Below are 26,393 nucleotides of genomic sequence, written 5' to 3'. Positions count from 1 at the left end.
AATGTCTTGCTCCTCCGATGCTTACTCGCCCAGGCCCTCGAGCCACGGGGTCTTCAGGGACTGCCAGATCGGGCCGCCCCATTCCTCGTTCAGCGCGGCCTCGAGCGCGGCGGCCGGCTTGTACATGACCTCGTCACGCTGCTGCGGGGCGATGAACTGGATGCCGGCGGGCAGGCCGTCGTCGGACAGGCCGGACGGGATGCTCATGGCCGGGGTGCCGGCCAGGTTCGCCGGAATCGTGGCGATGTCGTTCATGTACATGGCCAGCGGGTCGTCCATCTTCTCGCCGAACTTGAACGCGGTGGACGGGCTGGTCGGGGAGACCAGCACATCGGCCTGCTCGAACGCCTTGTTGAAGTCCTGGATGATCAGCGTGCGCACCTTCTGCGCGGAGCCGTACCAGGCGTCATAGTAGCCGGCGGACAGCGCGTAGGTGCCCAGGATGATGCGGCGCTTGACCTCGTCGCCGAAGCCGGCCTCACGGGTGTAGGCCATCATGTTGGCGGCGGTCTGCGGCACGTCGGCCGGCGGCATGACGCGCAGGCCGTAGCGCATGCCGTCGTAGCGGGCCAGGTTCGAGCTGACCTCGGACGGCATGATGATGTAGTAGGCGCCCAGCGAATACGGGAAGTGCGGGCAGGAGACCTCCACGACCTCGGCGCCCATCTGCTCGAGCTTCTTGACGGACTCCTCGAAGCGGGCCTGCACGCCCGGCTGGAAGCCCTCGCCGCTCAGTTCCTTGACCAGGCCGATGCGCATGCCCTTCAGGTCGCGCTTCATACCCTCGCGGGCGGCCGCCGCCATCGGGCGGACCGGTGCCGGGATGGAGGTCGAATCGCGACGGTCATGGCCACCGATGACCTCCTGCAGCAGCGCGGAGTCCAGCACGGTACGGCTCACCGGGCCGATCTGGTCGAGCGAGCTCGCCATCGCGATCGCGCCGAAACGGCTCACGCCGCCATACGTCGGCTTGACGCCGACCGTACCGGTCAAGGCGCCCGGCTGACGGATCGAACCGCCGGTATCGGTACCCAGCGCCAGCGGGGCCTCGAACGCGGCGACCGCGGAGGCGGAACCGCCGCCGGAACCACCCGGCACACGATCGGTGTCCCACGGGTTGCGGGTCGGGCCGTACGCGGAATGCTCGGTGGACGAGCCCTGCGCGAACTCGTCGAGGTTCGTCTTGCCCAGCAGCGGCATGCCCGCGGCCTTGAGCTTCTCGATGACGGTGGCATCGTACGGCGGCACCCAGCCCTCGAGGATCTTCGAGGCGGCGGTGGTCACAATGCCCTTGGTCACGATCATGTCCTTGATCGCGATCGGCACACCGGCCAGCTCGGGCAGGCCCTCGGTCTGGCCCTTGGCGGTCTTCTCGTCGAACGCGTCGGCCTGGGCGAGCGCCTCGTCGGCGGACACCTGCAGGAACGCCTTGATGCTCGGCTCGGCGGCCTCGATCACCTTGAGATGGGCTTCAACCAGCTCACGGCTGGAAACCTCGCCGGACTTGATCTTGGCGGCCATCTCGGCCGCGGACAGCTTCACCAGCTCTTCGGTCATCTCACTCCTCCCCCAGAATGCGCGGCGCCACGAACATGCCGCTCTCGGACACCGGGGCGCCGGAGATGGCCTCGGCCTGCGTCAGCGGCGTTTCGGCGACATCCGGACGCATGTAGGTCTCCAGCGGCACCGGATTGGCGGTCGGCGGCACGTCGTCGCCAGCGACCTCCTGCACCTTGTTGATGGCGTCGGCGATGACGTTGAGCTCGCCCTGCAGACGGGTGATCTCCTCATCAGTCAGCGCGATTCGGGCCAGATCGCCCAAATGCATGATCTCTTCACGTGTGAATGTTGGCATGCCCCTAACTATATGAGCGCGGCGTGACACGCAGGTTACCAGCCGAAGGCACCCGTTCGGCGTCCGGGTACGCCACGGTCCGGCCGCTTCGGCCGCCCCGGGCAGTTCCGGCCCTACTTGACGTCGGAGCGGCGGACCACCATCACGCCGATCACATACGCCGCAACCACCCACGCCAGCAGAATCAGGCCGCTCTGCCACCAGGTCGGCTCGAACAGGCCGCTCGCGTCCGGGGTCATGGCGACCGTCGCGCCCGCGGCGGCATCCATCGCCTCGACATCGACGCTCACGTTCGTCGAAGACGACGACACCGCCACATCGACACCCGCCGTCAGGAAATTCGACGCGGCCTGATCGGGCAGGCAACGCGCCACCGACTGCAGCCACGCGAACCGGTCACCCACCAGCGAAGCCATCGACAGCACGGACGGCGCGATGATCAGCACACCGACTAGCGCGAACACGCCACCCATCGTGGAACGGCAGACGCCGCCCAATCCGACGGCCAGCACCGCCATCGCGGTCAGCAGCAACGCCCCGCCGAACACGCTCATGTACGGCAGCGCGCGCTCGGCGTCGGTCAGCGGCGTCAGGCCTCCCGGCGACAGCAGCGCGTAGGCCACGCCCCACGCCAGCAGCAGACCGATCAGCGAGGAGAGGAACGCGAGCGCGGCCACCACCAGCGTCTTGGCGTTCAGGAACATCACGCGCCGCGGATTCGCCACCAACGACGATTGGATGGTGGACGACGAATATTCGACGGTGACCGCCATCACGCCGAAGATACCGGTCACCAGCAGGCACGTCGGCACGAACGAGGACACCGCGGACCACATGAACGACTCGGCCACCGGCTGCTGGGTGTCCAGGATCTCGCCGGTCTGCGGGTCGAGGGACATCACGAACGACATGGCCCACGCCAGCAGCGCCGAACCAATCGGCAACAGAACCGCGTTGATGACCAACAGTACATACGTGGACTTGAGGCTCAACGCCTTGCACAGTTCGGCACGGACGGCGTTGAGGAACGTCAGACGTGGGGCGGTGCGCGTCGCGCCGGCGGAGGCACGGCGACGGGGGCCGGCGGCATGATCCGCACCACGCCGGTAGCCCGGATCGCCTGATGAACCGATTGGGCTGTTCGCAGCACCCGAACGGGGATTTGCGCTCGGCGCGACGGACTCCGCAGCCTGCTGCGGCTGCCGAGTCGAGCTGACCGTGCGGACGGAACGATTGGCGTGTGCGGCGTGGGCTCCCCTGCTCATTGCTGCACCTCCCTGGATGACGTATTCCCGGACTCTGACACATTGGCGGGCCACGTATTCACGGACCACGGCACGTCTTCAGGCCCCGTATTCACGAGCCGCGGCACGTCTCCGGCCTCCGTATTCCCGGGCCGCGGCGATTCCACGGACTCTGACACATTTCCATCATTGTTTCCGGGCCACGTATTCATGGACTCTGACACATTGGCGACGACGGGAGGCGTCGACGGCGCACTCGTTGCGGGCATCGAACGGCCCAGATACTCGGCGCGCGCATGGGTCAACGTCATGTACGCCTCCTCCAGCGAGGCGTGCTCCTGCACGAACAGGTAGGTGACCAGCTGCGCGGCGGCGAACACGCGGGCGGCCGCCTCCAGATCGGCGCCTGTGATACGGAACGCCGCGCCTTCCTGCGGGTCGCCGGGCTCGCGCTCGATCGGCGCGACCGTGACCTCGGACGCGTGGGCGAAAATCGCCTGCAGTTTCTCCGGTTCAGGCGTGATGACGCGCAGCGAATGCGTGGAGTGCTCGGCCACGAAGTCCGCCACGGTGGTGGTCTCCAGGATGCGGCCCTGGCCGATGATGACCAGGTTGTCGGCGGTGAGCGCCACCTCGCTCATCAGATGCGAGCTCAACAGTACGGCGCGGCCTTCCGCGGCATAATAGCGGCACAGCTCGCGCACCCATTTGACGCCTTCCGGGTCCAGACCGTTGATCGGCTCGTCGAGGACCAGGTTGTGCGGCTCGCCCAGCAGGGCGGCGGCGATGGACAGGCGCTGACTCATGCCCAGCGAGAACGAACCGGCGTTGCGGTTTTTTACGGCGGCGATGCCGGTCAGGTCCATGACCTCATCCACGCGGCGCCGCGGGATGCCGTCGGTCAGGGCGATGCTCAGCAGGTGGGCGTAGGCGCTGCGGCCCTTGTGCGCGGATTTGGCGTCGAGCACGGCGCCGACGGTGCGCAGCGGGGCGCGATGTTCGGCGAACGGTCGGCCGTCGATGAGGGCCCGGCCGGAATCCGGGGCGATCAGGCCCAACGCGGCACGCATGGTGGTGGACTTGCCGGCGCCGTTCGGTCCCAGGAAGCCTGTGACCTTGCCGTCCTCGGCGGTGAAGCTGACGTGGTCCAGCACGGTTTTCGCGCCGAAACGTTTGGAGAGACCCTCAATCTCGATCATGGCTCCGAGCCTACACCATAGGGCTCATCGGTGGCGGGCAGCGTTCATGTGTACCTTTTGGCGCGGCAGCACCAGACCACTGCGGCAAAAGGGCCAGTTAGCGCCAACCAACTGAACCTTCTGGCGCAGCAACACGATAGTGCTGCGCCAGAAGGAACAGATGCAACCGGTTAGACGGCCGCCACGGCTTAGGCCACGCCTGCGCGCTGGGCTATCCAGCAGTGCATCGCGACGGCGGCTGCGGCACCGGCGTTGATGGAACGCACAGAACCGAACTGGGAGATGTAGACCACATCATCCGCCATGGATACGGCCTTTTCGGATAGCCCCGGCCCCTCGGCGCCGAACAGCATCAGGCAGCGCTCGGGGAAGCGATAGGTTTCGATCGGCATCGCGCCTGGAATGATGTCGAGCGCGATAACCCGCGCCTCGCGCAATACGCGCAATTGCTCGCGAAGCTCAACCCGCTGCATCGCCAGGTCAGGGATGCGTTCATATTCAAAGTCCGGATGGGACGGGTTGAGGGTCAGGCTTGCGAGCTGGGCCTCGCAGTCGGCGATTTCGGCGGCGATGCCGGCGCGCCAGGTGGTGATGAGCTCGTCGATGGACGGATGGTATTCGACGTGCTGATACAGTTCGGTCATCAACGCGCCCTTGCGATTCCACTTGTGCGGGCCGACGATGTGCACGCGTCGCGCGGCGAAGGCGTTGGCGGTGCGCACCATGGAGCCGATGTTGAAATCATGCGTCCAATTCTCGACCGCCACCTCGAATCCGTGACGCCCACGCAAATCCAAATCGGCCTTGATGGCCTCGACCGTCCAGTAGCGGTATCGGTCGAGCACGTTGCGTCGATCGCCCTCGTTCAGCAAGTCGCTGTCGTAGCGGGCGTCGTAGTTCGGCGACTGCGGATCGTCCGGACGTGGTTCGCCAGGGTGCGTCTGCGCCCACGGCCCGACGCCGACCTCGCGGAAGGTGGGTTCGCCGGAGGCCTTGGCGGCCAGCGAGATGGGATTGGGCTCATGCATGACGACCTCGCATTGTTGGGAATGTGTCGGCGCTGTCAACGGCGATGGTTCGGTTCATTCCACAGTCACCGTTCGCGGAAAGACGGGGACACGGACGGAATCCCGCACGATTCCGAGGCGTGCCGGCGACCCGAGGTCACGACTTGAGTTCGGATTCGTGGAAGACCTCGATGAATGGCAGTTCGTGCGATTCGCCGTTGACCGGGTTGATGACGGTGATGGTCGGCTCGGTCATGTCGACGCCGCCGATCAGGGAGGCGATGGCGACGACCTGCGCGTCCTGCGCTTCGACGACGCCGAAGTCCAGGCTCAGTTCGTTGCCGTTGCGCAGCGTGACCAGCGACGAGGTCTGCACATACGATTTCTCGGAAAGCCAGGAGTCCAGCAGGATGACACGTTTGCCGGCGATGCTCGGACCCTTGATGGACGGGTAGACGAAATCCATGACGAAACCGTCGAGATCCTCACCGCGGGAGGCGGCCGCCTGCACCATCGCGCCGACCAGCGGCACCGCCGCCGCGGTCAAAGCGCCAACCGCGTCGAAGTCGTCGACCGAATAGCCCTGCTCCTCAAGCGTATCGAGCAGAAGATGGCCCACAATCGACGCCCCGCGGTGGTCGAACGTTACGGAGAACAGTTCGCTGAACGGCTTATCCGCCATTTCGGCGCGCAGCAGCGTCTTCATCTGGTCGTACGGCGTCATCATGGCAAAAGCCGCGTCGTCAACGGGAACGGAAGCGGTATTCATGGTCTCTTCTGTCATGTGTCCAGCCTATCGCCACGTGCCACCAAACATCGAGTTATTCGGTGACTTCGGGGGCGGTGAGTTCGCGGATGTTGGTCTTGTCCGCATCCAGCATGTCCACCGGGGCGATGACCTTGCTGCCATCGACCGCCTGCAGCTTGCGCGCGGTGACGAGCACCCGCGATTCCAGCGACGATACGAACTGGTTGTAGGCACCCACGGTTCGCGTGATGGCCACCCCCAGCTTGTTGGCATGATCACCCAATGTGACGAACCGCCCGTAGAGCTCCCGCGACAGGTCGAACAGCTGCTTGGCGTCTTCGGTCAGCCCCTGCTGCCTCCAGGCGTACGCCACGGATTTGAGCACCGCCCAGAGCGTGACCGGCGAGGTGAGCGCCACCTTACGGGCGAAGGCATCGTCCATCAACGTAGGGTCGGCCTCCAACGCCGCCTGCAGCAGCGCCTCATTGGGGATGAACGCCACCACGAAATCGGGTGCCGTATCGAACGCGCGCCAGTACGCCTTGTCTCCCAGAGCCTTGACATGATCGCGCAACGCCTTGGCGTGCGCCCGCAACAACTCGTTGCGCCGCGCCAGATCCTCGGCCGAAGCGGTCTCCGGAATCTCGCAGGCGCGCTGATAATCCGCGTACGGCACCTTGGCGTCAATCGGGATCGATTTGCCGCCAGGCAGATGCACCACCATGTCGGGGCGCTGGATACGCCCCTCGGGGTCGGAGACCACCACCTGCGTATCGAAATCGACATGTTCCAGCAATCCCGCCGATTCCACGATGTTGCGCAGCTGCGCCTCGCCCCATGCGCCGCGCACCTTGTTATCACGCAACGCGGCGGACAGCGTGCTGGTCTCCTTGTCCAGCCTGGCCTGCTGCTCGCCCAGACCGCGCAGTTGCTCGCCCAGCGCGCCCAGCTCCTGCTTGCGCCCCTCCTCGATCTGCGCGACCTTCTGCTGCAAGGCATCAAGGTTCTTCTGCACCGGCGCCAAGGCCGCGAGCACCTTGCCTTCCTCCGCCAGAGCCGCCTCCCGCTCCGCCCGCTTGCGTTCGGATTCCGCCGCGGCGCGGTCACGCTCATGCTGCATACGGGCCTGTTCGGCCTGCTGCGCCTGGGCCAATTGCGATTTGATGAACGAAAGCTGCTGATTCAGCCCGTCGACCTGCGTGCGATACTCCGCTGATTGCGTGGTCAACAGCACGATTTCATGGCGTGAGGAGTCCAGATCCGCCTTGATACGGTCAAGTTCGTTCGATTTGATCGCGCGCGCCTGCTCCTGGCCTTTGGCACGCCCCAACACAAAACCGGCGAGCGCCCCCAGCGCCGCGCCGACCAACACCATCGCCACCATGACCAGTGGCGTTACCACAGAATCGAACATATGTTCTATTGAAGCGTCCGCCGTGGACGAAAAAGCAAACGGTCCCGCCCGACCCTGCCTCGACACCCCACGGGGGAATCGAGACAACGGGTCGAACGGGACCGCACCAACCTGAAATATCAGGAAATATCAGGCCTCGGGATGGGGACCATCCTCGCTCACGCCTTCCACGGTCACATCGGAATCGACGAGATCGTCACTCGCCCACGCCGAGAGCTCCAGATGCTCGCCGCCGGTGTGGTCCACGAGCACCGTGTCGCCGTCATGCACGCGACCGCCCAGCAGCATGCGCGCCAGCTGGTCGCCGACCTCGCTCTGCACCAAGCGGCGCAGCGGACGGGCACCGTACGCCGGATCGTACCCGGTGTTCGCCAGCCATTCGCGCGCCGAATCTGTCACGTCGAGCGTGATGCGGCGTTCGGTCAGACGCGCGGCCACCTGCGCCACCTGGATATCAACGATGCCGCCGAGCTCGTCCCGGGTCAGCGGGTGGAAGATCACCAGCTCGTCGAGACGGTTGATGAACTCCGGCTTGAACTGCATGTGCACGGCGTCCATCACGGCCTTGCGCTTGGCGTCCTCGTCCAGATCGGGCTGGACTAGGAACTGCGAGCCCAGGTTCGAGGTCATGATCAGGATCGTGTTCTTGAAGTCCACGGTCCGGCCCTGGCCATCGGTCAGACGGCCGTCGTCGAGCACCTGCAGGAGCACGTCGAAGACCTCGGGGTTCGCCTTCTCCACCTCGTCGAACAGCACCACCGAATACGGGCGGCGGCGCACGGCCTCGGTCAGCTGGCCGCCCTCCTCATAGCCGATGTAGCCCGGCGCAGCGCCGATCAGGCGGGACACGGAGGACTTCTCCATGTACTCGCTCATATCGATGCGCACCATGGCCTTCTCGTCGTCGAACAGGAAGTCGGCGAGCGCCTTGGCGAGCTCGGTCTTGCCCACGCCGGTGGGGCCGAGGAACAGGAACGAGCCGGTCGGGCGGTTCGGGTCGGAGATGCCGGCGCGCGAGCGGCGCACCGCGTCGGACACGGCCTGGATGGCCTCCTTCTGGCCGATCACCCGCTTGCCGAGGTACTCCTCCATGTTCAGAAGCTTCTCGTTTTCGCCCTGCATGAGGCGGCCGACGGGGATGCCGGTCCAGTCGGAGACGATCTCCGCCACGGAGTCGGCGTCCACATGGTCGGGCACCATCGGCTCGCTGGAGGCTTCGGCCGCATCCGCCTCGTCGGCGGCGCGTTCGGCGGCGGCGAGTTCCTTCTGGATGGACGGGATTTCGCCGTACAGGATGCGGCTGGCCTTCTCGAGGTCGCCTTCACGCGCGGCCTTGTCGGCTTCCACCCGCTTGGCGTCGAGCTGGGCGCGCAGGTCGCCGACCTTGTTGTGGCCGGCCTTCTCCGCATCCCAGCGGGCGGTCAGGCCGCCCAGCTTCTCGCGGGTGTCGGCCAGTTCGGCCTGCAGCTTCTCGAGGCGCTCCTTGGACGCCGGGTCCTCGGCCTTCTTCAGCTGCATCTCCTCCATTTCCAGACGGGTGACCTTGCGCTGCAGTTCGTCGATCTCCTCGGGCTGCGAGTCGAGCTCCATGCGCAGGTGCGCGGCGGCCTCGTCGACCAGGTCGATCGCCTTGTCGGGCAGTTGACGGCCGGAGATGTACCGGTTGGACAGCGTGGCGGCGGCGACCAGCGCGTCGTCGCCGATCGTGACCTTGTGATGGGCCTCGTACCGCTGCTTCAGACCGCGCAGGATCGCGATCGTGTCCTCCACGGACGGCTCGCCCACGAACACCTGCTGGAAACGGCGCTCCAACGCCGGATCCTTCTCCACGTTCTCACGGTATTCGTCGAGCGTGGTCGCGCCGATCAGGCGGAGTTCGCCGCGCGCGAGCATCGGCTTCAACATGTTGCCCGCGTCCATCGAGCCTTCGGCCGCGCCGGCCCCGACGATCGTGTGGATCTCGTCGATGAACGTGATAATCTGGCCGTCCGCGTTCTTGATCTCATTGAGCACGCTCTTCAGGCGCTCCTCGAATTCACCGCGGTACTTGGAACCGGCGACCATGGAGCCGAGGTCCAGCGAGATCAGGCGCTTGTTCTGCAGGGTGCTCGGCACGTCGCCGGCCACGATGCGCTGCGCCAGCCCCTCGACGACGGCGGTCTTGCCGACGCCGGGCTCGCCGATCAGCACCGGGTTGTTCTTGGTGCGCCGGCTCAGGATCTGGATGACGCGGCGGATCTCCTGGTCGCGGCCGATCACCGGGTCGAGTTTGCCGTCACGCGCCTGGGCGGTCAGGTCGGTGGAGTACTTCTCCAGCGCCTTGTAGTTGCCTTCGGCGTCCGGGCTGGTGACCTTCGCACCGCCACGCACGCCGGGCACGGCCTTGCGCAGCGCCTCGGGGGTGATGCCGTTGCGCTTGAGGATGTCGGCGCTCTGGTTCGGGGCGGCCGCGGCGACGCCGATGAGCAGGTGCTCGGTGGAGACGTATTCGTCGTCCATCGCCTGCATCTCCTTCTCGGCCTGGGCGAGCGCGGCGGTCAGCTGGCGGCTGGCCTGCGGCTGCGCGGTGCTCGAACCGCTGGCGCTCGGCAAGGAGACCAGCGCATTGCGGATCTCGGCCCCGATGCGCTGGCGGTCGCCGCCGGCGGCCTGGATTAGGCCGGGGACCACGCCGTTCTCCTGGCGCAGCAACGCGTCCATCAGATGCAGGGTTTCGACCTGCGCGTTGCCCGCGGCGGACGCGCTCTGGATCGCGTCGCCGATCGCCTCCTGGGCCATCGTCGTGAACTTCTGTTCCATATCATCCTCCATGCGTCGCGCCCCGCCGCGGCCTGCTGCCGGGCTGTCTTCGGGCGCGATTCCCGCTGTCTGATATGGTCAACCGACCACGACCCCATTCTATTCCCAAAACTTGAGTGGTAGTGACTCAAGTTTGCGTTTTGTGTCGCTGTCGTTGCCCTGAACAGGGATGCTCACTCATTTCACATGTCAACGCGCCAACCGATAGATATTGGCACGCCCTGGTTCTAGAACGAGGTTTCAAGACGCCGGGGGGCATCCCCGGCACTTCGCTTTCGGGGGAATGCGGTTTTCCTGGTTACGAGTGGCGAACAAGGCGGCGAGGCCAAATGCTTCGGAACGGAGGTTCGCACTACCTCGGGTTTGAAATTTCAAATGGCGGAAAATCAACCCTCGCCCACCAAAACCCTGAAGTAGTGCGAACCTCGGCTTCAGCCCTGCACCACCACGTTCCTCAGCGAGCCAATGCCCTCAACGCTCACCACGGCCTCATCGCCGGGCTTCAGAGAGCCGGAGGCGTGCGGCGTGCCGGTCAGGATCACGTCACCGGGCAGCAACGTGGCATAGCTGGAAATGGCGGCGATCTGCTCGGGGATGCCGTGGATCAGGTTGGCCGTGGTGCCGCTGGCTTCGGGCACATTCTCGCCGTTGAGGCTGAACGAGATCCGCGCGTCCCGCCAGTTGAGCTCGGTCTGGATCCACGGGCCGAGCGGGCAGGCCGTGTCGAAGCCCTTGGCACGCGTCCACATCGGGTCGAGCTTCTGCAGATCGCGCAGCGTCACGTCATTGGTACAGGTGAATCCGAGCACGTAGTCCATGGCCCGTTCCACCGGCACGTTCTTGGCGATTCGCCCGATGACCACCGCCACTTCCGGCTCATACCCCATGTCGTGCGAGGCCCCAGGCATGACGATCGGATCGTCCGGCCCAATCACCGAGGTGGACGGCTTCATGAAGATCATCATGTCCTCGGGCGCGTGCGCGATGTCGGAATGCCCGGCCTCGTGCATGAACTGCGTGTGCGCCTCGTAGTTCTTGGCCAGCCCGTAGATCTTCGAGGGGATGATCGGCGCCAGCAGCCGGATGCCGTCCGCGTCGAGCGCGTACCGTTCGCCGGTGGGATTGACGCGCGAGCCGCCGAGCGGGTATCCGTCGAGTGCCACCAGATAGTCGCGTTCCTCGGCTTCGTCATACTGCACGAAGGCGTACCGTGGAACATCGTTCAGGGAAAAGCGTGCGATTCTCATGGTTCCCCAGTCTACGCGCGGCCGGGAACGCCGGCACCGCACGTGCCACGGCTTGTTTCACGCAAGGTTCCACGGCATGTTTCACGGTATGTTTCACACCACGGTTTTCACGTTCAAACACCCGGTTCGTCCAGAAACCACACCCGGCATGACCTGCTACTTGAATGCCCGCTCCCCGAAGATGGCGGTGCCCACGCGCACGATGGTCGACCCTTCCGCGATGGCGAGTTCCATATCCTGGGTCATGCCCATGGATAGTTCCCGACAGTCCGCGGTGCCCGGCGCACCCGTTTCGAGAATCTGTTCGCGCAGTCGCCGCAGATGCGCGAAGCCCGCCCGGATGACCCGCTCGTCGTTCACATGCGCGCCGATGGTCATGAGACCTTGCAAGTGCAGCCCGCCCATGGCGCCGATCTGCCGGGCGATATCGATGGCGTGCGACGGGTCGCAGCCGGACTTGGATGCTTCCCCGGATTCGTTGACCTCCAGCAGCACGCCGACGGTGATGCCGCGTGCAACGGCCCGACGCGCGATTTTCTCCGCGAGTTCCACAGAGTCGACGGATTCGATCACGTCGACGACGGGCAGGACCTTGTTGATTTTGTTGGTTTGCAGCTGTCCGATGAGGTGGAAGGGGATGGTTGCGCCGCCAGGTTCGCCAGCGCCGAGCGTCCATCCGCGTTCGCCACAGTGCCGCGCGAGCCCTTCGGCTTTGGCGGCCACTTCCTGCGGCCGGTTTTCCCCGATCATGCGCACGCCCGCGTCGAGCGCGGCCATGATTTCGCCGACGTCGCGGGTTTTGGTGGCGGCGAGCAGCTTCACCGAACCTTGCTCGCGCCCGGAGGCGTCGGTGGCCGTGGCGATGCGGTCGAGCACGCGGTGCACGCCGTCGGCGATCTGCTGCGCCCGCGCCGGGTCGATGATCTCGTTCGCCAGGTTTTTCTGCTCCATGTATGCGGCCATTGTCTGCTCCCCGCCGTTGTCTTAATACCCCGTCCATCGTAGTCGTTCGACGGACGTGCGGCTATGGTTGGGCCGCGCGGACGTTAGATTCGCGCGGCCGGTTGTGGGTCAGGCCGTGGTGGAGAGGGATTTGACCGCGGCTCGTTCTTCCGCCGTCTCGGGGCGGTGGATGCCTTGGGGCGGCGTCTCCGGTTCGGGCTCGGGTTCCGGCTCGGGTTCGATGTCCATCTCCTGCATGCGTTCGAGTTCTCCGAGTTTGGATTCGAGCTGGGAGATGTAGTGGGCCTGCTGCTCGATGATGAGGCTGAGCATGGTGGACCGGTCGTCCGCCTGGGTGGCGTTGTCGGCGTCCTGCTCGGTGATGGGGGTTTGGTCGTTGGTGTCGTCGATGTAATGAGGGGTGGTGGTTTCGGATGCGGCGGCGATGCGACGACGGAAGGTGGGTGTCCAGCGTTGGGTGGGGCGGACGGTGAAGAGTGAGGATGAGGCGTCTGCCACGGGATTCGCGTCGTCTACGGCGATGGTGTCTTTCCAGCGCGCGATGCTGCGTTCGATGCGTTTGTAGCCGATCAGCGACGAGTCGAGTCCGGCGCTGCGGAAGATTTCCGCGGGGGATTCTCCGGCTTGGTAGCGGCGGATGCATTCGCGTTTGAAGGCGTCATTGTAGATGATGCGCCCGTTGCGTACGCGATCGACGGCGGGTAGCGACTCCAGGTATTCCACTTCGCGAATACTGAATATGCCTCCCCCCAATGCACTGCTGTTCCGAGTCACGTCAACCCCCTTTCATTGCTTGTGGTTCTTGAGTTTTTGAATTGTACCGGCAATAGCCGAACCTGACCTCTTGTTCCCCCCGTTCTCAAGTGTACGCGGCGGGAATATGTGTATAGGCCGATGCCCTTCGAGCGGGGCATCGGCCTATACGGGTTACCGTTGTGACTGCGGCAGGCCGCCCGCGCAACCCGACGAATCGGATTGCGCGGCACCGGACGAACCGGTTTCAGGCGGCTGCGCAATCATGCGGTGTGGGAAGTTCAGCCGCGCAGCATGTGCTTGACGCTGCGGGACTTCATGTAGACCAGAGCGCCGGCGCCCGCGATCAGCAGGCCGAGCACGGTGAACAGCATCGTGCCCGCGGCACCGGTCAGCGGCAGCTCGGCCACGTTCTTCGCGTTGTAGACCTTGTAACCGTTCTCCGCATCACCCGACAGGTAGCCATTACCGCCGGTGATCTCCGTGCCGTCCTTGCCGATCGTCACGGTGAGCTCCATCTTGATCGGGGTCATGTAGTCTTCCGGAGCCTTGGTCTCCACGACCGTGTACTCGCCAGCCGGCAGACCCTGGAAGCTCACCACGCCCGAAGTCTCGGCGCTCGTGAATTTCTGCGCGGTGTCCTTGGTCGCATCCGTATCGATGCTCCACGCCTTCGTATCGGCATCCTGCTTCAGGTACTGGCCGTTCGCGTTCTGGATGGTGAACTCGGCGCCCGCAAGGTTCTCGTCACCTGCCTTGTTGGTCTTGGTGAACTGGAAGCCGTACGTGTGCAGCTCGACCTCGTCACCGTTGCCCATGGATTCCTCGTCACGGCCCACATAGGCGGTGTTCGTCAGACCACCGGCAACGGCGTTGTCGAGCGCGTTGCTGTTGACGGTCATCGTGTACTCGACCACGACCTGCTTGCCGTCCATGTTCGCGACATTCGAGATCGTGACGACCGTAGTATTCGCCGTGTCGGTGTCGAGGGTGTAGTGAATCGGGTCGTCCTCGTGCCCCTCGGTTCCCTGGGCGTACACCTCGGTGCCGCCGACGGTCACCCTGGTGATCGCGTTGAAGGTCAGGGCCTTACCGTACACGTCCTTGACCACCCAGTTGTAGGTGGACTGGCCGACGGAACCGGTGATTTTGCTCGTCACCCGATACGTGACGGTCTCGCCCACGGAAACGCTCTCACGGTCGAAGTCCACGACCGTGTTCTCCGCGGAGACGGCCTCCTTCTTCTCGGACGGGTCGTAAGGCTTCAGATTCGCGGTGCCCAGAACCTCATCCGACTTCTTGAACCGGTCGATGAACTGGCTTTCAGTGTCCGGATCCGGGACGGCGGTGCCGATCAGGATCGGCGAACCCATGCTGTCCGTGACCAGATACAGGCCCGGAACGGTCGTCAGGGACACCGAGGTCTTCGACGCATCGCCCGTCGTGGTCGTGTAATTGGCATCGGCCGTCTTGCCTGCGACCTGATCGGCCAGGGCGCTGGCGATCGCACGCAGCTTGGCGCCGGCGGCCGTGGTGTCCAGGCTCGCGACGAAGCCAGCCGGATTGTTCGCATACTCGCCACTCTGGAAATCCTTCCACAGCTGCGTATTCGCGTAAGCAGGAGCGGGCTGCCCCTCCACGGTCTCCAACGCCACCGAGGCGTTCTGGATCGCGACCACCAGAGCGCCGACAGCTTCATCGGTCGAGGCCCAGTCTTTATCCGTGGTCACGGCCAGATTCGTCACCACACGATTCACGTCCGAACCCTCCGCGCGCACGTCGGAATAATCACCGATCTTGTACGCGTTGAACACGCGACCGGACACGAACGACGTATCACTATGCAACGTGATATTCGAATCCGCGACCGTGGCCGCGTTGGCGGCGCCCGCGCCCAGGGCCAGACCGGTCACCGCAAGAGCGGCGGCCGCCACACCCGCAAGGGCCCGCTTGAACATGCCCTTCATAATAACTTCTCCTATCCTCCCCGGAAACAACCGGGGCTAATCGGAACAATGGTTCGCCCTCCCATTTAGGATCCCCAACCCATCCGGGAGAGCAATGGACAGGCGGGAAACTCTATTCGGTTATCCAAAGGACCGAGACGGCCCCGGGGCGTCCGGGCGGGCGAAACCCGCCCGGACGCGAGGAACAACTCACACTTGCCGACGACGGGCCAACAACCACGCCGCACCGGCCACCAGCAGCACACCACCACCGGCAAGCAACAGGGTGCGAGCCGTGGAACGACCACCCGTCAACGGGAGAGACGACACCGGAGCGACATACGTGTTGGTGAATTCCACTGTCTGGACCATCCCTCTGGTCTCCGACCGTTCACCAGAGTCATCATCGGAACCGTCCACACGTTCGGGAGACCCAAAGTTGTATCCCGTGTCAGTGTTCGCGTATAGGGTGAGCTTCCACACGACCTCCGAATACGTCATCCCAAGCTCGGGATCATCCGGCGTCACTTCCCGAATCGTGTATGTATATGGCTCTTCGCTGAAGGGGACATCAAACTCGAATTTATGCATACGGACGTCATCGCCAAGAGGAACGTCGCTCGCCTTCACGGTCAACAGCCATCCATCTTCAGCTTCTGGGACCTGATTACCACTAGGACCGGGAGCCTTATCCGCATTCTCACCGATCGGCGTCAACAAGAAGGTAAACGAATCACTGCCATCCCAGTCACGCCCGATCAGATTCTTCTCCACCAGAAGCGGCACGGAACGTGTCTCCAGTGCATTCGTCACCGTCGCCTCGAGATCGGGATGAGAGACGCCCAACACATCTGAATCAACAATCGTTAGGCCGCTACCAGCGTCGGATCCGTTCCGGCTATAGGCCACGGAAGACGTGTAGCCACGGACCGAATCCTCGACAACGGTATACGTATGCCCGGGAATCAGCCCATCGAACGTTCCAGTCCAGCCGTCCGCTTGAAGCATCAACTTCCTGCCGGTGTCCGTGCCATCGTCGTACAGATGAACAGTAACGGGCTTATGGTCAGTTCCGCCCTTCCACTGCTTACTCACAGTCATCTCCGCGGTCTTCACCTGCAAGACCGGATGATCATAAGGAGCCTGATCCGGCTTGCCCGCGGACGTGTACTCCACATACGCGTTCTTGTTCGAACGGAAGCCCGGCTTACCGACCGACGTGTTCGACACACCACCCTTCGGGGTGTTGGTCGCATCCGTATACAGGTCCGTGCCAGCCTCGCCCTTCACCTTGCCGTAGCCGCTGTCCGCGTAATCGCTGTACGCCTGATCGGTCGGGACGACCTTGAACTCGAGCGTGTACTTCCACCCCTGACGCAGCTTGTAATCCGCACCGAACACGGCCTTCACCGTGCCCGTCGAATCCGCGGCACCATCAGCGGCGGGCTTGTACAGGAGCCGCACACCCTCCGGATAACCGTCATCCCCAGGATTCACGGTGACCCAACCACCGTCGTTGCCCGGCTTCTGCACCTTCAACGTGACACCAGAAGTCACTTCGTGGAACCCGTCGCCATCGACTTCCGTCTTGTACTTGACGGTCTCCGGGTCGACCTGCGCCCACTGGGACAACTCGTCCACGATCGCCACGTTCGAATACGAGGCACCCGTCGTGATCGACGACTGGATACCCTCGAACACGGCGTCCAACTCCTCGGCGTTCGTGGCCGCGAAATAATACTCCGCATCACCCGAAGCCTTGTCACCAAGATTCAGATTCTTGAAATCATTGGACGGATTGCCCCTGTTGGTGCATTCGGCGTCCGGATAATTGCTCGACACCGCATTCATGAACCTGTTGAAATTGCCGCTGGTATCATCCGGATTCGCGCCACCGAACACGCCGATTGAATACACGGTCGCGTTGGTCTCGTTCTTCAAGCCGTGGGCCTCATTGATCGCCTGAGCGGCGATGCCGCCATCCCATCCGCTTTTTCCGGGTTCGCCATCCGTGAAGAAGATCACCACCTTCTTCGCGTTCTCACGCGCACCCGCCAGAGCTTCCGATGCCTTCTGCAAACCGTTCTGGGAATACGTGCCACCAACCGCACGCAAACCATTGACCGCAGAAGTGACCTGGTTCATGTTCGAAGTCAGCCCCTGCAGAATCTGCGTATGATTCCACTCGTTTTGGCCTTCCCAGTAGGTATCATCGCCATCCGAATAAGTGTTTCCAGAGAACTTGACCAGGGAGATGCGATGCTTCGCAGCCTCAACCTGAATGGACTTGTTCTCCTCAGCGGTAGCGGAAGCAAACGAATTCACAGCCGCCTTCAAAGCCGCGAGCTTCGTATCGCCAGAACCCTTGTAGAATTGCGTGTCGGAAGGATCATATCTATCCCCGTTGTAATACCAACCGTTGTAATACCAACCGTTATACCAACCGCTTTGGTAGGTCAGCTTGCGGTACGTATCACCATCCTTAATGTAATACTCTCCATCTCTATTCACCTGCGAAGCGTTGACCTTCTCGTATTCCATGTAATCGGCCATCGACCCGGACACGTCCAGCACAAGGCTGATATCCAACGGAGTCGTGGTGACCTGGGTCTCCTCACTGTTCTTACCAATCACATCCAAGGCCAACGTATACGTGCCATCACCATTGTCACCAATCTTCTTGGAATGCTCAGGCACGCCCAACGGCTTGGTGTTCACGACAGTGACGAACGAATCCTTGGAAACCGTCAACATACCGCTCTGGACACTGTCATCGGGTTGGCTAGACATTGTGATGTCGCCGGTACCATTACCGGTGGCGGTTACTTGGAAGCCCCTGGCGCTGTCAGCGACCTCACGGACCACGTACTTCGTATCCTTCGTGATGTTCGAATCCGTCAGTGTGGCGTACTGGCCGGCCTTCACCACGATCGCGCCGCCGTTAGCGGTCTGCTCTCCCTCGACCTTCTGACCGGACAGGGTGTACAGCTGATACTTGCCCGTATACAGGCTAGTGCCGTCGAGCAGCACGTTCATGGTGTACGGCGCGTCCGAATCAACGTCGCCGGAAACGGCCTTGGCGACCGACAGGTCCTCACCCGAGGTCGGGACCGCAGGCAGGTTAAACCGGAACTTGCAGTTCGAACCGCCGGCACCACGCTCCAGATAGAACACCTTCAGCTCATGAGTCTTATTCTCAAGCGAATCCAGACTGCCATAAATATGCTCAAGCGAGTCCTGATCTCCAGCATTGTTATCGTCGGTTACGGTCACCGCACCGGTGGTGAAGTTGATTGAACCGCTGTAATTATCGTGGATGCCGCCCAAATCCAGCACGAGCTTGCCATCCACGAACACCCAGACGTCGTCATCGCCCTCGAACTCGAACACTATGTCCTTGCCATCGACCTGACGTCCATCGGGCATGTAGAAGTCCGCCGAAACGGTCATACCGAAGAAATAGTCGACGCTGCTCTTGTCCGTATTATCGCCGGTACGATTGTCGCCTTCCAGACGATACCCGTGCAAGCCATCAAACGTATTACCGGAATAGATGTAGTTGTCTCCGTCACGCTTCAAATCGTTGAACGGCAGGAACGCACCATGCCCCACAGCGCCGGTGATGTCATCGAAGTTATCGAAACGGCCTCTCTCATACAGTTTGAACGAATTGCTGCCTTTGTCGAACTTGGCGAAATTGTCAGCACTGTCGAAATAGTAGTAGCCATCCTCATCCTGACGGAACAATCCGTCAACGTCCGTCCCCTTGAGCTCCACGCCCTTGGTCTGCCCTTCCGGGTTAAACAGGTAGCCCAAATCGTCCCTACCATGTTCATCAGCCAATCGCGGATAGCCCGATTGGGTAAGATTATCGGCTACGATCCCCTGACGTACGCCACCATTTTCTTTAGTCCACGTATTGATAGTGCCAGTTTCGTCGCCAAAGAGGAAATTACGCCTAGTATAATATCCCCCCGTTCTCTTGTAGTTGACTCCGCCGTCATTCTGAGAGCCTTTGTCGTAGTCGAACAAATTCACATGAATCTTATCGTTCGTCGATTCAACATTCTCAATAATGTCGGGAACATCCACGTGTGTAGAGGCTCTCGATTCAGCCGCCAACGGCGCGGGGACCGCGGCGGACTGCTTCTCGGACGACTGTTCGCCATCGGCCTTATCCGCATCCGCCTTCGGGTCGGCTTCCTCGGTCGAATCGGCCTCGGTTGTGGTGTCCGACTCGGTCTCCGTGGCGGTATCGCCCGACTCCTGGGGCTGATCCGTCTGGTCGCCCTCCGATTCGGTGTTCTGCTCGCCCGTCTGGTCGCCGGCGTTCTCAGTCCCCTGCTGCGGCTGCTCGACGATGGTGTTCTGCTGGGTCGGGTCGGTTTCGTCGATGTCGGCCGCCACGGCGGTTCCGGCAGCGATGGAGGTGGCCAGCATGGCCACGGCCGCTACGGACGCAATGAGCCGCGAACGGATGCCCCTTCTCTGATGCTGGCTGGCATCATGCTTCGTTCCACGCATTGTAGTGCTCCTCGTTCAGGTCTGTTCCACCGGGAAACGGACTGTCTCTCTTGTCTGTTTTCGCCCATTTCCGGGTCACCAAGTAAGCCACTGATGGCCACTCTGGGACGAGACGTTAGAGGAACGCGATACCCAACACACACCCCCGTAATAAACCCCTTACCCCCTCGTAAAGGGGGTACAAAGGTGGCATATTCCGTGTTTTATCGTTGCACTACATGCCCCCTTAAGGGGTTTGTGAATATCATAGATCAGACAAAAACGTCAGAACGACACGACCCGATCGGCACGATCCGCCGCAATCGGTCCCCATGAGAACCGCTCCACCAGCTCATCCACCCCAACCGGGCGCGGTTCATCAATCACCCGCAACAGCCAGGCGCAATACCCCAACACCTCGCGCGGATCCGCCCCACGCTCACGCAACGTCCCCAGATCCAACGAATTCAACCGCTTCGCCATCCGCCGGCCATCCGCCGCATCCACCAGCGGCACATGCGCGAACTCCACCGACGCATCCGTCACCCCGGCATCCCCGATGCCGCCCGCGGCGCCGTCGCAACCAACCCCATCGCAACCGTCTCCCCCGACGCCCGCGACACGCAGCCATCGCCTGATCCACAACTGAATCGCCGTGGACCGCAGCAGGTCACGCCCCCGAACAACCTGCGTCACCCCCATCGCCAGATCATCTACCGTCACCGCCAACTGGTAGGCGAACAACCCATCCGACCGGCGCACCACCACGTCGCCCAGCTGACGAGTCAGATCAAACCGCTGCTCCCCAAACACGCGGTCGACGAACCCCACCATCCGCTCCGACTCCGGCGCGTCCGCACCCGGCACCGCAATCCGCCACGAATGCCTATCCCCCCGAGTCACACGCTCACGCCGCACCGGCTCGGACAACCTGCGACACGTCCCCGGATACAGCAGGAACCCGTCACCCTCATTCGGCGCGGACGCCGCACGAATATCCGCACGCGAACAGAAACACGGAAACACCAGCGGCGACCCGTCATCCAACGTCACCTCGCGCAGACCCCGCAACGCCGCCTCATACCGGTCCAGACGCTCCGACTGATACACCGGATCGCCATCCCAATCGAGCCCCAGCCACGCCAGATCATCCATAATCCAACGATCCGCATCCTTCACCACGCGCGGCGCGTCGATATCCTCGATACGCAGCAGCACCCGGCCGCCCTCGGCGCGCGCGCCCAGCCACGCCGCCAACGCGGCATACGCGTTGCCCACATGCATGCGACCCGTGGGTGACGGCGCCAAACGGCCAACCACCGGAGCGGGGATGGGGGCGGCGGGGGCAGCGGTGTCGGAGACCGAGGAGGCGATGGCTGTCACTGCGCCACCCACAATTCGTCATCCAACGGCCACTCGTTCGGCACGCACCCCAACAAATCCATCGACTGCTGCTGCATCAGCGGAGCGGGCTGGTTGCGCGCAGGACAGGTCATCTCGTTATCGTAATGCCCCAGACGATGGCCCACCTCATGATTGATGACCATCGTGCGGTAGCGCGGCACCGTGCCGCCGGCGTCAAGCCAATCCTCGGTGGCGTTGTTCCACCGGTCGATGTTGATGACCACGTCGTTGCCCACGCGGCAGCTGTACTCGCTGCTGCAGTCGGCGGAGAACGAGGTCATCTGGTCGGCGGATGCCAAGATCAGGGTCATGTCGCAGGAGTCGGCGTCGTCGGACTCCTGGAATGTGGCGCCGGCGCGGGGCCAGCCACGAGAATCGTTCAGCGTGGTGAACACCGTGTTGGCGAAGTCGGTCAGGTCGCCGACCTCGCCCTTCGAAGCGACGCAGTAGGTGAACTCGACCAAGGGGTTGCCGCTGTCGGCGGCGGTCTGCTGGGCTTCGGCGAGGATGGCGGCGCGACGGTCGGCGGATAGGGGGGTGGTGCTGGAATCGGCGGGATCGGCGTCCTGGTCAGCCTTGCTGTCCTTGTTGTCCGACTTCCCGTCGGCGGAGGAATCGGAGGAGTCGGCTTCCGCATCCGAGTCGGCAGATGTGTCAGAGTCCGGGGTTTCAGCGGCATCGGAAGCAGCGGACCGGGAGATGGACTGCGGCCCATCGCCGGCATCGGGGCCGGGGGTCAACGCACGCACGCCGAACACCACGCCCAGGATCACGGCGAGCAATACCAGGGCCGCGACACCGAACACCACAATGCGGCGGACCAGGTAGACATGGGCCATATCGCGGGAGGGCGCGGCGTTTTTGGACGAGACGCCACGGGCCGGCGACGCGGATCGAGAGGCGGATTCGGATTGCGCGGCGGATGCGGCTGCACCGACGCGTGGAGTGGCCTTGGCCGATGCGCGGCCCTCGGCCGACGTGCGGGGTTTACCGGACTGGCGGGACTCGGCCTCCGAGGGGCACATATCGGCGACAAAGCGCGCCCACACGGTCGACAGTCCGTGGAACACCGTGTGAAACATGTTGGCGGCTGCTTGGACGGCGGAACGGCAGGCCGGGGCCACGGTGCGCGAAACGAACCGGCTGAATGAACGGGCGGCGGAGCGCGATGCCGCGGCCATGGAGGCCATCAGACGCTTTGCGACAGCGACGGCTTGACGGCCGGGATTGGAGTTGGGAGTGGAGTTGGCGTTGGGATTGGCGTTGGCGTCAGGGTTTGCACCGGCATTGGAATCGGTACCGGGCCCTGCACCCGAGGGGCGGGCACCGGTGGGACGCGGCGCATCGGAGCGGCGATCATCGCCATGACCGTCGGAGTTGCGCGAAGCCACCATGACGCCTCCCTTCGTACCTCTTTCTGCCTTTCTATTGTGCATCTTTTGCGGCGCTCACGCGTACACGCGTATCACCATGTCGCACGACGGGGCGGCGACCGGGCCATTTGCGGCATGAACGCCGTGAAGATGCAGCAGATGGGCCAAATCTGGGGTGGCAACTGAACCATCTGGCGCATGAGCACAGATGGACTGCGACAGATAGGGCAGGCAGGGCAGGACAGGGCGCACCAGGCAGGGGATCATCAGGGCAGGAGCTCATCAGGGCGGTCCCATACGGCAATCGCCCGCCTCGGATGACCGAAGCGGGCGATTCTCCTATTGCGCCGTTCTCAGGCAGCGGTCGGCAAGCGGCTCAGGCCGTCTGCGCGGCACGCGGCATCAGGCGAACAGCGTGCAGAACAGCCAAGCACCCACAATGGCGCCGAGGATTGGAGCCACGACCGGGATCCAGGCCTCGGCCCAGCGCGACGAGCCCTTGTGCGGAATCGGCAGCAGCTGGTGCAGCAGACGCGGCATCAGGTCGCGGGCCGGGTTCAGGCCGGGGCCGGTCGGGCCACCCATCGAGGTGACCAGGCCCCACACGATGAAGCCGACCACGATCGAGGCGGCGGCCGGGTTCGCGGCGCCCCACGGCAGGCTCAGGCAGCTCAGCGCGCCGAGCACGAGCATCAGGGTGCCGAAGAACTCGTTGACGAAGTAGTTGACGCGCGAATTGTAGGCGTCGGTGGTGCTGAACGTGCCGAAGATGGCCTCCGGCTCCTCGGTGTCGCGGTAGTGCGGATAGTAGGTGACGAACACGATCAGCTGGCCGACGAACGCGCCGAGCAGCTGGGCGACGATGTAGGGCAGCACCTCACCCCACGGGAACATGCCGTTGATGGCCTGGGCCAGGGTCATGGCCGGGTTGATGTGCGCGCCGGAAACGCCGCCGAACATGAGCACGGGGAACATGACGCCGAAGCCGTAGCCCATCGCGATGGTCAGCCAACCGGCATGGTGGCCTTTGGTGTTCTTCAGCTCGACGTTCGCCACAGCGCCGTTGCCGAACACCATCAGGATGGCGGTGCCGACGAACTCGGCGGCGAGCTTGGTAAAGAGCGAGTATTCCATACGGAGTCCTTAATCTTCTCTCTTGCAGTCCGACCGGGCGGGCACTGGGATGGCACGCCCGGGTCTCATTGGCCATGGCCTTTCGCAACGGAAACGGAACGGTCACGGATTCCCCACTACCTTACCTCGAATAGGGTACCTTGCGCGACACGCCGAAGGTTGCGCGTGAATGAATTCCGAGTATAGTAATCACTCGGCTCAAGAAAACATTGAGTCGCTGAGCAAGCCCCTTTAGCTCAGTTGGTTAGAGCAGCTGACTCTTAATCAGCGTGTCCAGGGTTCGAGTCCCTGAGGGGGCACCCCACAATCCCGGTCTTCGACCGGGATTTTTTGTTATCCGGCTACGGCAGCGCGTCGTCGGCACCGTCGCGCCTAATGACCCATCCGCTACGACCATGTCGACACATCTACAGCCACAAGGACCGGCGAGTATCTTAGGCACCACGCTCAGCTCCCAGAGGCCCGATTCCGGTTAGGGTATTCAGGGCGACAATGCGTCTGTCCTCAAAATCGGCGTCGCGACTCCGGTCCGATTGCTGCTTCGCAATTCTCGCGGCTTCGACTTTAGTCCGCAAGGCGTCGCGAATCGCTTCGATCCTCGTAGAGGCATACATGCCATAGGAGAAGAGTCTACGGGCCGTTTCGTCTGGCCAATCGTCGAGTAGACCCAGGTCGAATCTGTCCCAGTTCTTGACCAGCGCGAGTTGCCTGCGCGCGGTGGGCGTCTTGTAGGTGGCGTAGAAGGGCTTGGCGTTGTAATCCCCGGAGTCGATGCGGAGCTCCCACACCAGAGCGACGCCCGGTGTCGAACAGGGGTGCCGGACGCACCTGCATTGTTTCAACGTCCCGGATGAGACCGAAGTTGTTGTAATGGCGGTCGGTGTTGCGCATGAGCCAGTCCACGAGCAGCCAGTCGTCCGTCGCGTCCGATATCGCTTGCAGATCGCAGCCGAAGGATTCCGCGGCGAGCAGCCATGAGTCACGCGCGTCGAGCCTGTTGTCGGTCTTGACGGATCCGAGCAGCTGCCATGCGGAGACGAGCTCCTCCGTGTCCGTCAGCATCTCCCCGCAGATCGACACGGCCTTGTTATCCGACTCTCCCAACCGGTATTCGACGGCCTCGATGCCACGTAATCATTCACAGGCCGTGTGGCGCATGACCGTGTGCGCATATGACGAAACCCCGCCGTACACCGTGTAACCGGTGTACGGCGGGGTTCACATGCTTAAGCTCAGACTCGTTTCAGTCTGGGGTCCGGAATCTCACGTCGTCGTACGGTCTCGTCGTGCACGCGCACACGCCAGCGAACCGGCGGGACTGCCATGCAGCGTGACCGCGTCGACGCGGATTCCGGCAAGGACCGGTCTTACTCGGCCACGACCTTCACGGTGAAGGACGCGGTGATCTCCGGGTGCAGGGCCACGGTGGCGGGGAACTCGCCGGTGGTCTTGATGACCTCGACCGTGATGGCCTTCGGATCGACGGCGGCCTTGTCGGCCAGAGCCTTGGCGATCGCGTCGGCGGAGATGCCACCGAACAGCTTGCCGGACTCGGACACCTTGGCGGCGATCTCGACGGTCGTGCCCTCGATGGCGGCCTTGGCGGCGACGGCATCCTCGCGGGTGGCGACGGCCTTGGCCAGACGGGCGCGACGCATGGCCTCGATCTGGGCGGCGGCACCCTTGGTCCACGCGAAGGCCATGCCCTGCGGGATCAGGTAGTTGCGCGCGTAGCCGGCCTTGACGGCGACGACGTCACCGGAGTGGCCGAGGTTGGCGACGGTCTGGGTGAGAATAACCTTGGTTTCAGCCATGATGCAATCCTCCTAATCCAGATCAGCGACCCGAGGTGGCGTACGGCAGCAGAGCCATCTCGCGGGCGTTCTTGATCGCCTTCGAGATCTCGCGCTGCTCCTGCACGGTGACACCGGTGATACGACGGGAACGAATCTTGCCGCGATCGGAGATGAACTTGCGCAGCAGCGCGACGTCCTTGTAATCGATCTCGGTAACCTTGGCAGCCTTCAGCGGGTTCGGCTTCTTCTTGAACGGCTTGACCGGCGGCTGCGGCCTCTTGCGTGACATTGTGATGTTCTCCTTAAACAACTGATAAGCGCAACGATAGTGCTGGTGAGCGTGATGGGCTAGAACTCGGGTTCGTCGGACTCGCCGCCGAAATCGGAGGTGGCGCCGAACGACGAGAAGGAGGAGCCGGAACCGGCATCGCTCCACGGGTCAACGACGGGTGCGGACTGAGCGGGAGCGGGCGCCGCGGAAGCGCCACCCTGGTATCCACCGCCCTGATAGGACGCGCCGCCGGAATATCCGGCACCGCCCTGGTATCCGCCATTGCCCTGGAAACCGCCGCCGTTGTTGCCGCCGAAGCCGCCACGGTTGCCACCCGCGAAGCCGGAGCTCTGACGGTTGACCTGAGCGGTGGCGTAACGCAGCGACGGGCCGATCTCGTCGACCTGCAGCTCCACGACGGTACGGTTGGTGCCGTCGTTCGCCTGATACGAGCGCTGCTGCAGACGGCCCTGCGCGATCACGCGCATGCCCTTGCTCAGCGACTGGGCGCAGTGGTCGGCGAGTTCACGCCAGGCCGAGCAACGCAGGAACAGCGCCTGCCCGTCCTCCCACTGGCCCGACTGGCGATTGAACGTACGCGGCGTCGACGCAATGGTGAAGCTCGCCACCGAAGCGCCGCTGCCGATAGTACGCAGCTCCGGATCAGCGGTGAGATTACCGATGACGGTGATAACGGTCTCGCCTGCCATGTCGTACCTTCTTACCTAATGCCTATC

General features: G+C 63.4%; 19 protein-coding genes, 1 tRNA gene and 2 pseudogenes. 2 read left to right on the top strand and 20 right to left on the bottom strand.

Going from position 1 to position 26,393, the window contains the following annotated elements; all coding sequences use genetic code 11:
* Positions 1 to 21 precede the first annotated feature (21 nt).
* The 17 genes and pseudogenes from gatA to OU11_RS06075 all read right to left on the bottom strand — a co-directional run bounded on the left by gatA (position 22) and on the right by OU11_RS06075 (position 23,589).
* Positions 22 to 1,557 carry an Asp-tRNA(Asn)/Glu-tRNA(Gln) amidotransferase subunit GatA gene (gatA, locus tag OU11_RS06150; RefSeq protein WP_033515303.1) on the bottom strand — a complete coding sequence of 512 codons (1,536 nt, stop codon included), beginning with the start codon at positions 1,555 to 1,557 and terminating at the stop codon, positions 22 to 24.
* 1 nt (position 1,558) lies between these two features.
* Positions 1,559 to 1,855, bottom strand: a complete 297-nt coding sequence (gatC, locus tag OU11_RS06145) for an Asp-tRNA(Asn)/Glu-tRNA(Gln) amidotransferase subunit GatC (RefSeq protein WP_033515301.1) — start codon at positions 1,853 to 1,855, stop codon at positions 1,559 to 1,561.
* Between the two features lie 113 nt (positions 1,856 to 1,968).
* Positions 1,969 to 3,120 carry an ABC transporter permease gene (locus OU11_RS06140; RefSeq protein WP_052122736.1) on the bottom strand — a complete coding sequence of 384 codons (1,152 nt, stop codon included), beginning with the start codon at positions 3,118 to 3,120 and terminating at the stop codon, positions 1,969 to 1,971.
* A 221-nt stretch (positions 3,121 to 3,341) separates the two neighbouring features.
* Positions 3,342 to 4,298, bottom strand: a pseudogene (locus OU11_RS06135) (ABC transporter ATP-binding protein); the annotation flags it as partial.
* 188 nt (positions 4,299 to 4,486) lie between these two features.
* Positions 4,487 to 4,771: a TrmH family RNA methyltransferase gene (locus OU11_RS09605; RefSeq protein WP_373869301.1), complete on the bottom strand. Its 285-nt coding sequence runs from the start codon at positions 4,769 to 4,771 to the stop codon at positions 4,487 to 4,489.
* 81 nt (positions 4,772 to 4,852) lie between these two features.
* A pseudogene (locus tag OU11_RS09600) lies at positions 4,853 to 5,326 on the bottom strand (RNA methyltransferase); the annotation flags it as partial.
* Positions 5,327 to 5,462: 136 nt separating this feature from the next.
* Complete coding sequence (locus OU11_RS06125; protein ID WP_373869300.1) at positions 5,463 to 6,032, bottom strand: type I phosphoribosyltransferase; 570 nt, start codon at positions 6,030 to 6,032, stop codon at positions 5,463 to 5,465.
* A 94-nt stretch (positions 6,033 to 6,126) separates the two neighbouring features.
* Entirely contained in the window at positions 6,127 to 7,467 is a 1,341-nt protein-coding gene (locus tag OU11_RS06120; protein WP_033515296.1) for a DNA recombination protein RmuC, read from the bottom strand.
* A gap of 129 nt (positions 7,468 to 7,596) precedes the next feature.
* Complete coding sequence (gene clpB / locus OU11_RS06115) at positions 7,597 to 10,266, bottom strand: ATP-dependent chaperone ClpB (protein ID WP_033515295.1); 2,670 nt, start codon at positions 10,264 to 10,266, stop codon at positions 7,597 to 7,599.
* Positions 10,267 to 10,697: 431 nt separating this feature from the next.
* Positions 10,698 to 11,513, bottom strand: coding sequence for a fumarylacetoacetate hydrolase family protein (locus OU11_RS06110; protein ID WP_033515294.1), 816 nt, complete (start codon positions 11,511 to 11,513; stop codon positions 10,698 to 10,700).
* A gap of 156 nt (positions 11,514 to 11,669) precedes the next feature.
* Positions 11,670 to 12,476, bottom strand: coding sequence for a YggS family pyridoxal phosphate-dependent enzyme (locus tag OU11_RS06105; RefSeq protein ID WP_033515293.1), 807 nt, complete (start codon positions 12,474 to 12,476; stop codon positions 11,670 to 11,672).
* Between the two features lie 108 nt (positions 12,477 to 12,584).
* The gene (locus OU11_RS08985) at positions 12,585 to 13,250 is read right to left on the bottom strand and encodes a hypothetical protein (RefSeq protein WP_152597093.1); all 666 of its coding nucleotides are present in this window, start codon (positions 13,248 to 13,250) and stop codon (positions 12,585 to 12,587) included.
* A 260-nt stretch (positions 13,251 to 13,510) separates the two neighbouring features.
* Positions 13,511 to 15,196, bottom strand: coding sequence for a SpaH/EbpB family LPXTG-anchored major pilin (locus OU11_RS06095; RefSeq protein WP_033515292.1), 1,686 nt, complete (start codon positions 15,194 to 15,196; stop codon positions 13,511 to 13,513).
* Between the two features lie 189 nt (positions 15,197 to 15,385).
* Entirely contained in the window at positions 15,386 to 19,699 is a 4,314-nt protein-coding gene (locus OU11_RS06090; RefSeq protein WP_033515291.1) for a DUF7604 domain-containing protein, read from the bottom strand.
* 264 nt (positions 19,700 to 19,963) lie between these two features.
* Positions 19,964 to 20,998 (bottom strand): glutamyl-Q tRNA(Asp) synthetase, encoded by a 1,035-nt coding sequence (locus OU11_RS06085; RefSeq protein ID WP_033515408.1) that lies wholly within the window; start codon positions 20,996 to 20,998, stop codon positions 19,964 to 19,966.
* A gap of 59 nt (positions 20,999 to 21,057) precedes the next feature.
* Positions 21,058 to 22,476 (bottom strand): DUF3152 domain-containing protein, encoded by a 1,419-nt coding sequence (locus OU11_RS09535; RefSeq protein ID WP_262975274.1) that lies wholly within the window; start codon positions 22,474 to 22,476, stop codon positions 21,058 to 21,060.
* Positions 22,477 to 22,857: 381 nt separating this feature from the next.
* Positions 22,858 to 23,589 carry an MIP/aquaporin family protein gene (locus tag OU11_RS06075; protein ID WP_033515290.1) on the bottom strand — a complete coding sequence of 244 codons (732 nt, stop codon included), beginning with the start codon at positions 23,587 to 23,589 and terminating at the stop codon, positions 22,858 to 22,860.
* Between the two features lie 225 nt (positions 23,590 to 23,814).
* Here OU11_RS06075 and OU11_RS06070 point away from each other — a divergent pair.
* Together OU11_RS06070 and OU11_RS09325 are read left to right on the top strand one after the other, a co-directional pair.
* A tRNA-Lys gene (locus OU11_RS06070) sits at positions 23,815 to 23,888 on the top strand.
* Positions 23,889 to 24,478: 590 nt separating this feature from the next.
* Positions 24,479 to 24,790 carry a hypothetical protein gene (locus OU11_RS09325; RefSeq protein WP_052122734.1) on the top strand — a complete coding sequence of 104 codons (312 nt, stop codon included), beginning with the start codon at positions 24,479 to 24,481 and terminating at the stop codon, positions 24,788 to 24,790.
* Positions 24,791 to 24,956: 166 nt separating this feature from the next.
* Here OU11_RS09325 and rplI read toward each other — a convergent pair whose 3' ends face one another.
* The 3 genes from rplI to OU11_RS06050 are packed head-to-tail and all read right to left on the bottom strand — an operon-like array spanning position 24,957 to position 26,366.
* Positions 24,957 to 25,403 (bottom strand): 50S ribosomal protein L9, encoded by a 447-nt coding sequence (gene rplI, locus OU11_RS06060; RefSeq protein WP_033515289.1) that lies wholly within the window; start codon positions 25,401 to 25,403, stop codon positions 24,957 to 24,959.
* Between the two features lie 22 nt (positions 25,404 to 25,425).
* Complete coding sequence (rpsR, locus tag OU11_RS06055; RefSeq protein WP_003810112.1) at positions 25,426 to 25,674, bottom strand: 30S ribosomal protein S18; 249 nt, start codon at positions 25,672 to 25,674, stop codon at positions 25,426 to 25,428.
* A gap of 59 nt (positions 25,675 to 25,733) precedes the next feature.
* Positions 25,734 to 26,366, bottom strand: a complete 633-nt coding sequence (locus OU11_RS06050; protein ID WP_033515288.1) for a single-stranded DNA-binding protein — start codon at positions 26,364 to 26,366, stop codon at positions 25,734 to 25,736.
* Positions 26,367 to 26,393 lie beyond the last annotated feature (27 nt).

The organism is Bifidobacterium pullorum DSM 20433 (assembly GCF_000771405.1).
Classification (GTDB): Bacteria; Actinomycetota; Actinomycetes; order Actinomycetales; family Bifidobacteriaceae; genus Bifidobacterium; species Bifidobacterium pullorum.
This window is presented reverse-complemented; position numbering and strand designations above follow the sequence as displayed.